This window comes from Winslowiella sp. 2C04, assembly GCF_050037805.1.
GTDB classification, from domain to species: domain Bacteria; phylum Pseudomonadota; class Gammaproteobacteria; order Enterobacterales; family Enterobacteriaceae; genus Erwinia; species Erwinia toletana_A.
On sequence record NZ_CP188300.1, the window covers coordinates 1,028,617 to 1,041,612 of the forward strand.

The following is a 12,996-nucleotide window of genomic DNA, read 5'->3' on the forward strand; positions in this document are numbered from 1 at the left end:
ATTGTTTTAGAAATCATTTAAGTTTGTAACGATCGCGCTGACAGGAAGTAACATTATGAAGACTCATCCGCAGTTTGAACCCTGGCTTCAGGCCATGCTCATCGTTGCTAAACACTATCGCCTCGACTTTTCTCAGGAACATGTTCGGGTCACTATCAGTCATGAAAGTCAGTCGCCTCGTCAGTTGGTACTGGAAGATATGGCGCGTCAACTCGGTCTCGGATTACGCATCGTACCGGCGGATAGCGCACTGCTCGATCCCTGGCGTTTACCGCTGTTGGCGGAATTTACCGGCGGACAAATCGCGGTCATCAACCGCATGGATAAAGACGGCAACGTTTGCCTGCAATTCAGCGGCGACGGCGGCCTTGAAACCGTATTAACACGTGAAGAGCTGGGCACGCGACTCAAAATGTTGGTGGTGCTGCGCCCATTGGAGTCCACTCCGGATGCACGCGTTGATGACTATATTAAACCGTATGAGAAAAACTGGTTCTGGCAACTGGCGCTGAAAGACTGGCGTCGGTACAGCGATATTATGCTGGTCGCGCTGGCGGCTAACGTACTGGCGCTGTCAGGAATGGTTTTCTCCATGCAGGTGTATGACCGCGTGGTGCCATCGCAGTCTGAAGCAACATTGTGGGTATTGTTCGGCGGCGTAATGCTGGCGATTTTTTTTGAATTTATTATGCGCATGCTGCGCGTGCATATTTCTGATGTAATCGGTAAACGTGCCGATCTGCGTATCTCTGAACGCGTCTTCGCTCATGCCATGCGCATTAAAAACGGTGCGCGTTCGAAATCCACCGGTTCGTTTATCGCCCAGATCCGCGAACTGGAATCGGTGCGTGAACTGATCACGTCCACCACCATCGCGGCGATATCGGACCTGCCGTTCTTCCTGCTGTTTGTGTTTATTCTGTGGATGATCGGCGGGCCGCTGGTATTGGTGGTTCTGCTGGCGGTGCCGCTGCTGCTTATCCCCGGACTATTGGTTCAGCGGCCGCTGGGCAGGCTCTCAAGTGAAGGAATGCGCGAATCGGCAATCCGTAACGCCACGCTGGTTGAGGCGGTGCAGGGCCTTGAAGACATCAAACTGATGCGTGCAGAGCAACGTTTTCAGAATCAATGGAATAATACCAGTGACGTAGCGGCCAGTGTGGGAATGAAACAACGCTGGCTGACCGGATTACTGCTTACCTGGACGCAGGAAGTTCAGTCCATCGTCTATGCGGTGGTGCTGCTTGTTGGCTGCTATCTGGTGATTGCCGGTGATATGACCACCGGCGCACTGGTGGGCACCTCGATCCTTGCCTCACGCACCATTGCGCCGCTGGCGCAAATTTCCGGCGTGCTGTCACGTTGGCAGTCGGCGAAAGTAGCGCGTAAAGGGCTGGATGATTTGATGCAGCGGCCAATCGATGAGCCGCAACGCGGCAAAAAAGTCCATAAAGCGCATCTGCGCGGTAATTATCAGCTTGAAGATCTCGGGTTTTATTACGATGAAGAAGAGAAGCTGAATGTACTGAATATCTCACGCCTGCAAATCAAGGCCGGTGAAAAAATTGCGCTGCTGGGCCGCAACGGTTCAGGAAAAAGTACCTTGTTACAGCTGCTGGCCGGTATGCAGGAGCCGCAGCAGGGCAGCATTCTGCTGGATGATATTTCTCTCAGTCATCTTGACCCGGCGGACGTACGCCGTGACATGCAGTTACTCAGCCAGCAGGCGCGGCTGTTCTTTGGTTCGGTGCGGGACAACATTATGTTGGGCAACCCACTGGCAACCGATGAAGAGATTCATCATGCGCTGACTATCAGCGGTGCGCTGGATTTTGTGCGTAAGCAGAAAATGGGGCTTAACTATGTCATTAGTGAAGGCGGTGCCGGATTGTCTGGCGGGCAGCGTCAGGCACTGTTGCTGGCCCGTGCGCTATTGACCTCGCCGAATATTCTGCTGCTTGACGAACCGACGGCCTGGCTGGATGAGGTCAGTGAGAAGCAGTTTATCCATCATCTGAATAACTGGCTCGGTAAGCAGCGCACACTGGTGGTGGCAACCCATCGCCTGCCGATTCTCGAACTGGTAGACCGCATCATCGTGCTGGATAACGGCCGCATAGTCATGGACGGGCCGCGTGATGCCATTTTACGTGAGCACGGTATGACGCCGCAGAAACCCGCGCCGAAAGCGCCGCAGCGTACCGTGACAATGAAGAAAGAGCCGCCGGCGAAAACCACTTCAGAGCGAGGAACGGTATGAATGATTTTAGCCGTTTTAATCGCGGCCTGCGTGAGCCGCGCCTGCCGCGCTCCACGCTGGTTGCATGGAGCCTGTTTGCGCTACTGGCGGTATTTGTTATCTGGGCGAGCCTGTTTAATCTGGATGAGGTAACGACCGGCAGTGGCAAAGTGGTGCCGTCCTCGCATGAACAAGTGATTCAGTCGCTGGAAGGCGGCATTATCCATAAATTGTTTGTTCATGAGGGCGATATTGTTGAACGTGGCCAGCAGCTGGCGCAGCTGGACCGGACAAAAACCGAGTCGGGCGTGCTGGAGAGCGGGTCGCGTCTTAACGCTGCTTTAGCCACCGCGGCACGCCTTAACGCTGAAGTTAACTCGCGAGAACTGGTGTTTCCCGCCGAGCTGGACGACGATACCGATTTGGTCAGGCAGGAGACGGCACTTTATCAATCACGCCGCGAAAGCCTGGAAAAGGGATTAGAAGGTTTACGTCAGGGCGTAGCGCTGGTGCAGCGCGAACTTTCGCTGACCCAGCCGTTAGTCAAGCAGGGGGCGGCAAGTAGTGTTGAAGTGCTTCGTCTTCAGCGTCAGAAAAACGAGCTGGAGAATAAGATCACCGAAATGCAAAATCAGTATTATGTGCGCGCGCGTGAAGAGTTAGCCAAAGCGAATGCGGAAATTGAAGCTCAGCGCTCGGTAATGCGCGGGCGTGAAGATTCCCTGACCCGGCTGACCTTTAATGCGCCGGTTCGTGGCATAGTAAAAGATATCGACGTTACTACCGTCGGGGGGGTTATTCCACCCAACGGAAAATTAATGAGTCTGGTGCCGCTGGACGATCAGATGTTAATTGAGGCTAAAATTTCACCACGCGATGTCGCCTTTATCCATCCCGGACAAAAAGCGCTGGTAAAAATTACTGCTTACGACTATTCGATTTACGGTGGGCTGGAAGGTGAAGTTACGTTGATTTCACCGGATACCATTCAGGATGAAGTTAAGCGAGATGTGTACTACTATCGGGTATACATTCGTACTTCCAGCAATCATCTGGTCAATAAACAAGGTAAGGAATTCCCGATCTTTCCTGGCATGATTGCGACCGTTGATATTAAAACCGGCAGTAAAACCATCCTCGATTACTTGCTGAAACCGTTAAATAAAGCGAAGGAAGCGCTGCGCGAAAGATAAAAAATGGCGATCGCTAATAGCGGTCGCCATTTACATTTATGCCGGCAGGTTACAATCAGTCGTCATCTTATGAGCATCGGCTGAAAGGTGAGTTTATTCAGTCGGGTGAATGTTAAGATAATGGGTAATGTAAGCAAAGTATAACCCGGCGTAATTTTCTACCAGCTGAATAAAGCTGGGATAAATTTCAATTGAGCCATTTTCACGCTCTTTCAAGTATCCGGCATTTTGTGCTGCTTTGATCAACCTGTTGACATGGATGCGTGATACACAGAACTCTTTTGCCAGTATGCTGGCAGAATAATCAATCACTGCTCCTCGACCATTCATGTTTTTGGTCGCCTGTAGATAAAGATACAGCATGATCATGCGCCCGCCATCTTTTTCTATAAACAGGCCGACTTCTGGCAGTATTTTTTTAAATGTCACTCCGCGAAAAAGATATTCAGCAGCGCGACGAAAAAAATTATGGCGTAAAGTGTCATTATCCAGCATATCAACATTTGTGTTGTACGCGGGAAACAGTATGTTTACCGGTAAAAATGCACCTGACATATATCTTTTAAGCTCATCCAGACCCTTTTGCGTTGGCTGGATTAAAACTTTGCGCCGATCCTCCTCGCTACGCCAGGTCTTAATGCGATGGGTGGTTTTCAGTAATGTAATAATCGCGATAACACTGTTAGGGCTGGCAATTTTATAGCGTGAGCATAAGGTTTTTATATCTGAAACGGACGAGGCCTGGTTGCCAAAAACGAAGCAACACATTGAAAGTATTATATTAAATCTCGATTCCTGTAGCATTGTTTTATAAAAAAGCGGTTGTTTCTTATAAATTTCATCATTGATGCGAAAGTGTTCTCTGATGGCTTCGTTAAATCGCGGGTTATTTTTTATAATGTTACTTCGGCACAGCAATGCCTTTGAGGAAATATGTATTTCCATATATTTTCCTGTGTCAAATCGTATCAATGATTGTTGATTTGTATCTCTCTCTTATATGAGTCGACATCTATATTATACATGCAGTGAATGCATATTACTTTTTATATTTGCAAAGAACGGCAGTTTGATGTGCCGATTTGTGCGTTATCCAGTTTTTAGCATCTGTGATGTAAATCAGATGTTAAGACTCTATTTCAATGAAAATCTTTGCGTTAACTTACTATGGTAATTAGTTCAGATATGTACACCGTGGTCATAATAACAATGATTTTTATAATGTTTTTAAACAGGCAGGATAATCAGAGCAGTTGGCGCCGTTTTTTTGTGGTAATTTAATTATGGTGGTAATGTTTTTCATTTGTTATCATTCTGGCTGTTGACAATAGAGTGAAGACCATTGATCAATGGTTTGCTTTGGTTTTTAACAGTATATTAACTTCTGTCTGTGATTATAAATTTGCTATGCAAAGAGGCAGTGACATTTAATTCCTTATTTTTTCTTTCACCAGTTTTAAGATAAGTTCACTTTTATTTTAGATGTTGCTTATTTTTTTTAGGATATTACTTAAAGGAGAGGGTCATGGCCAGGATTGCTGATGGTAACGCTCAGAACCCCTATACAAACGCTTATATAATCTCAGCGTGTAGCTTTGCCTATGAAGGCCTTTCGCGCCTTCTGGCAGGTAAAGGTATCGACGCTTCACGCGTTGTATACGATGCTGATCATGTTAAAAAAGATGAGCTTGACGTTATTTTCAGAGCCAGTGAAATTCGCATTTCCGTGTTTTTGCAGGGGGATGTTAGCTCGGTTCTCAGTACGCTTAAAAAACTGGTTTTCCTGCTGAATTATTCTCATAAGCCGGTTTCGGTGCTGATCCTCTGTAGCCTGCCCTTAAGTTGGTTATACCGCATGTTGTTATCGCTGGTTTATGATAAAGATAAAATATCAGCGATTCGCGTGGCGGGCTCATCGCTGACGTGCCATGAGATTGTTCAGGATGATTTCCACCTGCTGGAAGTGGCGGCAAGAATGGAAGAGCGCCTGACCGGCAGCGTTTATAACGGATTAAGCAGCCGGGAGCTGGACGCGGTACTGAGTTTTTATCGCGGCGTGCCGGTGAAAGTACAATCTCGCCGGTTGGGGCTTGCCGATAAAACCATCTATACCCATCGGCATGAAGGTCTGCGCAAAATGCAATTTATTCAGCGCTGGCTCAATGATGCAAAAATGACCAGGGATTTATCGCGTAATATCCGGGATTCTCAGCTATCAAAAATACAGAATGTTGAAAGTGTTTTTAATGATGACATTGAAAGTAAAGGAATTTTCCCTGTCTATCAGGTGATAACCAACAGAAAAAAACAGGCCACCGGTTTTGAAATTTTGTTGCGCTGGCGTCGAAACGGGCGCATTCAGAAACCGGCAGAATTCCTGACGCATCTGAATAACAAAAATACCTGGCTGAAACTTACAGCATTGGTACTGGATGCTGCGGTACGTGGAATCAATAAATATAACGGCAAATACTTTTTCTCAGTAAATATACCACCCGAGCTCTCTTCAGGAGATGCCTTGCCGGGCATGGCAAAGAAAGCCGTTGAACTGCTGCATCAGCCAGAATGGGCTGACAGACTGGTGTTTGAGTTTGCTGAAAGCATCGACGTAACCAAAGATCCAAGAATTCCGGTTACCATGAACCGTATCCGTCAGATCGGTTGTCGCCTGGTGCTTGATGACTGCTTCTCCAACGACCATGTTATGTTTCCGGTACGGCATGTTCATTTTGATGGTCTGAAGCTCGATAAAGATCTGGTGGATAAATTTGGCAGTAATGAGAGTGATTGCAGCCTGATAAAAGCTATCTTGTATTACAGCGAAATGACAGAAACCCTCTGCACTGCCGAAGGTGTCTACAGTGAGGATAAATTTGAAACGCTGATCGCAATGGGAGTGAATAGCTTCCAGGGATTCTATCTCTCCGAACCGGTCAAAGAAGCCGAGATGGATCGCATGGTGCGGCAGTTCAGCTGATATTCCGTTTAGTCTGCCGACGTCATTTGACCCATAACAAAGGCGAGATTAGCCGCCGCGATTAATGCGGCGGCATGGGCATCACTGCTCATCTGTTTCGCATACAGCAGGCCATTCGAGGCCTCATTGGCAAAGGTGATGGTCCCTACGCCGTTTCGCCAGGAATCCAGTGCGGCATCGAAAGTAATAAATGCCGTTTCTACCAATTCAGATGCCGCCTTATCGGCTTCAAGCGCGGATCGTAGCGTATCGGCAGCCACCACAATTTCCCGCACCGCATCCTCCTGAATCTTCTGGAATGTTTCGTTTGCCGCCGCGGCGCGAGATTCAGCCTCTTTTACCCGGGCTGCGCGTAATCCTCCATCATAAAGCGGTACGCTAACGCCCAACAAAATACTTGAGGAAGAAGTTTGCTGACCAATCGAGGGCAGCCCCTGAATATCAAAGCGCCCGTGCCCGCCGGCGACCGCGCTGGCAAGGTAAACTTTGGGCAAAAAATCCGCCTCGCTTGCTTTGATACCTGCCGTCGCGGCCTGAAGGGCAGCATAGCTTGCCAGCACATCCGGACGGCGGGAAAGTGCCAGTTTTATCATTTGCTGGGTCGGAACGCTGGCGGTTTGCGGCAGAGGTTTATCCCCCGCATCTGCTACCTTGATTTGCGATGAGGCAGAAATGCCCATCGCTGCCAGTAATGCCTGCAACGCGTCACGTTCTGTTCCCTGCGCCATCACACGATTCAATTTCGACTGCGCGACCTGCTGACGAGCCTGCGCCACTTCTATCGTGGTCGCAACGCCATTTTTGTTACGCGTCTGAGCAGCATCAAGAATTTTCTGGCTATTCAGCAGTGTCTCTTCGGCTATTTTTCGTCGTGACTGCGCGGCACCGTATTGATAATAGGTGCGAGTGACATCATAGATAATCTTTTGATGCATCCCGTTGAAAGCCACATTGGCGGCCCAGGAGGTGTGTTTTGCCGCCTCCTGCAAGGCACTTCGCTGGCCAAAATCGAAGATTAACCACTGTAATGCCAGTGCAGGAACCACGGCGCTGGCGCTGGTATCCAGATCGTGTTGATCGCCGATTGCATAGGGCAAGGGCGTGCGCGTGCTTTGATATCCACCGATAACACTTGCTGAGATCATCGGTAAAAAAGTGGCTTCAACCATACCAACCGCCAGCGCCGCCTGGCGCGCCTGTTGCCAGGCGATGCGGGTATCCGGATTTTGCATCTGGGCAATATTGATCAGTTCAGATAATGGATAAACGTGCTGCTGATTTATCGCCGGAGGTGGAGAGAGGTCAGCCACTGCAGAGTTTGCCGGAACAGCAAAATTATTTTGGTTGATGCCGTCAGGCGCCCAGGGGGAAACCGGGCTGGCAGGTGCCAGATCCAGACTTCCCGTGGCACATCCGGCCAGCAGACATACTGCGGCTGCTGTCGCGAAAACCGGTATTTTCATTAAATGAGCGACAAATACTAAGCGCTTTATCATCCCAGAAGTTCCTCAAGTCGCTTGATACTGCGTTGAATCTTATGTTCAACCGATTGTTCTGCTGGCTGCGGCGCATCGTGACTGCTGCTTTTTACTGCTGCTGAACGGATAACCGTTTCGCCGTTGCAAAGCCGACTGAGCCGTTCCACATCTGAGGATGATGTTTCTGAAGATAAAAATAGTGCCGGACACAGTTTTTCCATTTCTTTAAGGATATCTTTCAGGCGTTGGTACTCTTCTTGCGACGGGCGCAGCGAAGAGGGTTCAAAAGAGATTAATTTCATTGACTCGCGGGCGCTGGTGAGCTCTTCCTCAATACTGGCCGCTTGTCTTATCGCTGCCAGGCGAGCGGCAGATGGCAAGGCCGCCTGGTCGCGTAAACTGCTGAGCAGATTACGGATGTGCTTGCGAACAGAATCGGCAATGGCGACCGGCCACAGATAAGTAAAGACTAAATACACCACCAGGTTGCCTAACAGAATCCCGAGTATTCTGTCGAGCGCAACCGACAAATCGCTGCTCGGGGCAAAGTTATGTAATACGGTAAGTAAAAACGCCAGCCCGATCTGGATTCCCCCATAAGCGATCCGTTCATTACCACTCGATACCCATGCAGCCAGCAGCAATGCGACGAAAACCAGTAACATCAACTGGCCAATATCACTCATATAAGGAACGATAAAAATAAGCGACAGCACCCCCATCAATGCGCCAATAAGGCAGCCGATAATGCGAAGCGTTAGCTTATGTACGGTCTCTCCGGTCGTTCCGAGTGCTGCGACATAACAGGTGATCATTGCGGTATGAATATCCTGCCAGTCCAGTGCGGTATAAACCAGGTAACAAATAATGCTGGCCGCCGTGGTCTTTAAGGCAAAGTACTGGTGCACCGGATTGGTCAATGCGTCTTTGGCTAAAAAGGGGGTAGAAGCCACACCGGTATCGGCTGTGGTATCTGGCGTGGCGAGTTTCACCAGCGCGGTATGTATTTCTTCAGCGTTGCCAGGCTGGGTAAACGATGGCGGTTCAATTTTCCGGCCAGCGGCAACAGCCTGCGCGGCGGAACGGCAGCAGGCGGCCAGTTCTGCACGAGTCGACTCCGGCAGCGTTCTGCTGAGGGCAGACGTAGCCAGCAGCAGCTGATAGCTGTTGGCTACGGCGGCTGAAAGCCAGGTGACCTCGGCGGCAGGCCGCAGATGAAAAATCCGCACCAGCATTACGCGCTGCTGATGTTCACTTTGCCCTTCCTGAAGCAGTTCTTTCACTTTACGCAGATTGCTGGCGTCTGGCTGTTGTAATGCTTCAGCGGCAAGCTGTAAGCGTTCAGCCAGCGTTACACGTAACAATTTCCACGGTGGACGGCCGATAAAAAGATTAAAAGCCACTAACAACAGCATCGGTGATGCCGCCATAAGCCAGGCGTACAGCACTGCGCGAACCGCTAACTCACCATTTGGAGCATCGCCAAGCAGACTCATAATAAAAGCGATCACCAGAGCGATAATGCTGCCTACCGGTCCCAGTTTGCTGGCCGAGCCCAGCCAGAGAAAGAAAAAAGAGCTGGCGGCCAGCACTGCCATCCGTAATGGCGCAGATTCAAGAGTGAAAGGAAGAATCAGCAGAATTAATCCAACCACCAAAGAGACCAATAGCGTTACCGCAATTGCCATCACCATGCTTTCGACGGCGTCCGGCTTCATCACGAACAAAATAAGGTAACAGCTAATCGCTGATTCGGGGATGCCATACAACATAGCAACCAGCGCCATCAGCGCGCAGAGTGCGCCGACGCGCCACGCCGTGGCGAATCGCCCGGGGAAGGGGGCCAGGTCGCGCTTTACCTGGCGAAGCATTTTGCTCCAGAAGCCGTCAACAACCATCTTCATTTCGTACAATCGCTACCGCACTGGCACCTATTCGCATCAATTCTGCCGGCGGGTCCTGCAGATTAATCCGCACCGGGAAACGTTGCTCAACGCGTACCCAGTTCAGTGACTTGGGTACATAAGGCAAATTACGCGGGATGTTAATTTGATCTTCTGAACTTATCCCCCAGCCAATACCTTCAACTTTGCCCTGTAGCGCCCGTTGACGATCGGCCAGTACGTAGACAGTCGCGCAGTCTCCCACTTTAATGTGTGCGAGTTCTGATTCGCGAAAGTAAGCCGATGCGTGCCAGTGCTCACTGTTGATCAGCGTAAAAATCGACTGATCGGGCACCACGTATTCTCCCGCTGAGACATTAAGCCCCACCACTAAACCATCGTGTGGCGCACGTATTTCGGTATTTTCCAGCTCTCGTTCAGCGATGGCGAGAACTGCACGGCGCGCTTTAAGCAACGCCTCAGACTCTTCAGCACTGGTTACCAACGCTGCGGAAGCAACAGTTTGCTTCAGTGCCTGTCGCAGGCTGATCTCAGCATCTTTTTTTGCTGTGCGCGCATCGTCAATCTGCTGCGCGGTGACGTAACCTTTTGCCAGCATTGGTTGCAGACGTGCCAGCGTTTGCGTGGCAAGCTGCAGGTTGGCACGCGCACGGATAACCTGCTCATCAGTTATTGCCGCGTTGGATTGTTCTGCGACCATCGTGCGGTGCTGCGTGTCCCAGGCGGCTTGCGCCATTTGCACTTCCGCTTTTGCCTGCTCGACCTGCAAGCGATAGAGCCAGGGATCGATGGTAAACATTACATCACCCCGTTTGACTTTGCCGTTCTCCTTCACATTAATGGTCTGGATGCGCCCCGGGACAGAGCTGCTGACGTTCACCACGCTGGCACCGATTATCGTATCCTGAGAGGAGGGATTTAAGGTACTTTGACGCAGCGTCAGCCAGCCCAAAATAGCGGCAATAATCACGATAATCACGGCGATAATTACCGCTATCCGACGTTTATTCACTTTCACCTTCACCGTATTCATTTTTTTAACGCAGATTAAACAGCAGCAGTGACAAAAATGCGCCGGCAAGTGCCACGCATACATAAACAAGTAATCGGCAGGGAAGCACATCGTCAATACCGGCAAAAATCAGCAGCACGCGAGCTAAGATCGCCGCGATGATGCCAACGCCTGCACAGGCTAACCAGAGTGGAAACCAGGAACCAAACAGGGAAAATGTTGGCGCACCCGCGTCGCGGCATCCGATAAGAAAAAAGGTACTTATCAGCATTAAAGCCAACGGCCTGAAACGTAAATGCCTGGAACGAAATGACAGAGGCCAGCGACGTTGGCGTAAGGAGTCCGTATTTTCCATTTAATCTCTCATTAACCTGATTATGACGCTTTACTAAGCTGCACGGTGTTCCAGGGTATTTTTATAAATATGTCCATTTTTCATGATCACCCGGAAAGCTTGTTCGGGTTGTGCAATAAGCTGGATATCGGTTAGCGGATCGCCATCAACAATAATCATATCTGCCAGAGCATTCGCCTCAATCACCCCCAGCTTTTCGGGATAAGGATTGCGCGGCCCGGAAAGGGCACACAGCTCTGCATTTACACTGGTCGCCATCTTGAGAATTTCGTAAGGCGTATACCAGCGAATCAGCTTAGCCAACTGAGCACCCTGACGGGTAGCGAGCCGGGCATCGAACAGCGTATCAGTACCCCAGGCCGTTTTAATTTTGTGCTTTTTGGCTAGCTGATAGGCGTTATCGGTTCCTGCGGACATCACCAGCTGTTTAGCGCGTGAGGCCGCAGTCGCCATCGGAACCGCATCTTCATCATCAAGGAAAGGTTGAAGACACCACCACATGTTTTCTTGCGCCATCAACTGGACGGTTTCTTCATCCACCAACTGACCGTGTTCAATACATTTCACCCCGCCTTTAATCGCCATGGTGACGGCCCGCGCCGTGTAGGCGTGAACGGTAACGTAAGTTCCCCAGTTCTCTGCGGCAGTTACCGCTGCCTGGATTTCAGGGACTGAACCTTCAGTGACATCAATACCGTCATACAGTGATGCTACGCCGCCGCCGGCCATAAATTTGACCTGCGAAGCGCCTCGCATCAGCTGTTCTCTGGCGCGTAGCAGCACTTGATCGGCACCATCGGCTATCGCCGTTATTCCCACTCGTTCGATATAACTCAGAGGATCGGCTGAGGCGCGCGGCACTTCGCTGAGCATACGAAAATCACCATGACCACCAGTCTGCGAGATAAAGGCGCCGGAAGGATAAATTCGCGGTCCAACCGTAATCTGTTCGTCAATCGCACGCTTCAGGCCAAATACCGGCCCACCCATATCGCGTACCGTGGTAAATCCACGCAGCAGCGTTGCCTGTGCTTCGGCAATCGCCAGTACCTGAATATAGTTAAAGTCAGCGGTCATTGCCGTCATCATTGAAGGTCTGGCCATGATGGCATGCCAGTGGGCATCAATCAGGCCTGGCATCAGCACGCCACCCCCACCGTTGATAATTTCTGCCTCAGGAGGGATTGCGGTGTTTTCTGGTTCAACCGATCTGATTTTATTGCCTTCGACAATCACCTGCATTCCTTCGCGCAGCTGGTCAGAAACACCGTCAAAAATGCGAACATTGATAATGGCTTTTAATTGCGCAGCATTATGGGCGATGTTGGCATGCTGCAATTGCCCTTCAGGGATAGCCGCCGCGACGGTTGCAGCGCTAATAGGCTGCGCTTTTGCCGCTTGCCGGGTTAATACGGTGTTAATACGTTTAAATGCCGGGCTATGACATAAGCAAGCTTCAGAATGTTCATGGTCAGGCTGAATCAAAGGGGGTTGCTGCATAACACCGCTCCTGGCAAGCTTATTTATTGGATTGTTGGGGTATGTTTGTCGTAATTGTAGAAGCTAATTTCGATAATGCTTTATTCTGAGGTAATTTTTATAACTGCGGATAGTAAAGTCAATAGAGGATATTTCGCATTGCCCTAATAATCACTTTTAGTGACGAATTGTTTAATTAACCCTATTAATATAAGTGGCGCTTAACTCAGGTTTTACCTGCATATATACCAGCTATTTTATTCACAAATTATGATCTGAATTGGCTTAATCCCTGCCCTGCAAACCTTGTTACAAGCAAGGTGCTAACCGGCTAAATAGTTAACTTTAATTTATGATTG

General features: G+C 49.8%; 9 protein-coding genes. 3 read left to right on the forward strand and 6 right to left on the reverse strand.

Annotated elements, in window-relative coordinates; translation table 11 throughout:
• The first annotated feature begins 55 nt into the window (after positions 1–55).
• Both ACP3TC_RS04360 and ACP3TC_RS04365 read left to right on the forward strand, forming a co-directional pair.
• A complete protein-coding gene (locus ACP3TC_RS04360) occupies positions 56–2,260 on the forward strand; it encodes a type I secretion system permease/ATPase (RefSeq protein WP_313853334.1) in 2,205 nt (734 codons plus the stop codon).
• Positions 2,257–3,432 carry an HlyD family type I secretion periplasmic adaptor subunit gene (locus ACP3TC_RS04365; RefSeq protein ID WP_313853332.1) on the forward strand — a complete coding sequence of 392 codons (1,176 nt, stop codon included), beginning with the start codon at positions 2,257–2,259 and terminating at the stop codon, positions 3,430–3,432. The genes ACP3TC_RS04360 and ACP3TC_RS04365 overlap by 4 nt, the downstream gene beginning before the upstream one ends.
• A gap of 93 nt (positions 3,433–3,525) precedes the next feature.
• Here ACP3TC_RS04365 and ACP3TC_RS04370 read toward each other — a convergent pair whose 3' ends face one another.
• Complete coding sequence (locus ACP3TC_RS04370) at positions 3,526–4,377, reverse strand: MarR family transcriptional regulator (RefSeq protein ID WP_313853330.1); 852 nt, start codon at positions 4,375–4,377, stop codon at positions 3,526–3,528.
• Between the two features lie 580 nt (positions 4,378–4,957).
• On the opposite strand from ACP3TC_RS04370, the gene ACP3TC_RS04375 reads away from it, so the two are divergent.
• Positions 4,958–6,409 (forward strand): EAL domain-containing protein, encoded by a 1,452-nt coding sequence (locus ACP3TC_RS04375; RefSeq protein WP_426817585.1) that lies wholly within the window; start codon positions 4,958–4,960, stop codon positions 6,407–6,409.
• An 8-nt stretch (positions 6,410–6,417) separates the two neighbouring features.
• Here ACP3TC_RS04375 and ACP3TC_RS04380 read toward each other — a convergent pair whose 3' ends face one another.
• From ACP3TC_RS04380 to ACP3TC_RS04400, 5 genes are all read right to left on the reverse strand, one after another.
• On the reverse strand, positions 6,418–7,872 hold the full coding sequence (locus tag ACP3TC_RS04380; RefSeq protein WP_426818236.1) for a TolC family protein: 1,455 nt from the start codon (positions 7,870–7,872) through the stop codon (positions 6,418–6,420).
• Between the two features lie 29 nt (positions 7,873–7,901).
• Positions 7,902–9,791: an FUSC family protein gene (locus tag ACP3TC_RS04385; RefSeq protein WP_426817586.1), complete on the reverse strand. Its 1,890-nt coding sequence runs from the start codon at positions 9,789–9,791 to the stop codon at positions 7,902–7,904.
• Complete coding sequence (gene mdtN / locus ACP3TC_RS04390) at positions 9,775–10,824, reverse strand: multidrug transporter subunit MdtN (RefSeq protein WP_313853327.1); 1,050 nt, start codon at positions 10,822–10,824, stop codon at positions 9,775–9,777. The genes ACP3TC_RS04385 and mdtN overlap by 17 nt, the downstream gene beginning before the upstream one ends.
• Positions 10,825–10,828: 4 nt before the next feature.
• Complete coding sequence (locus ACP3TC_RS04395; RefSeq protein WP_313853326.1) at positions 10,829–11,074, reverse strand: hypothetical protein; 246 nt, start codon at positions 11,072–11,074, stop codon at positions 10,829–10,831.
• A gap of 117 nt (positions 11,075–11,191) precedes the next feature.
• Positions 11,192–12,658: an amidohydrolase family protein gene (locus ACP3TC_RS04400; RefSeq protein ID WP_426817587.1), complete on the reverse strand. Its 1,467-nt coding sequence runs from the start codon at positions 12,656–12,658 to the stop codon at positions 11,192–11,194.
• Positions 12,659–12,996 lie beyond the last annotated feature (338 nt).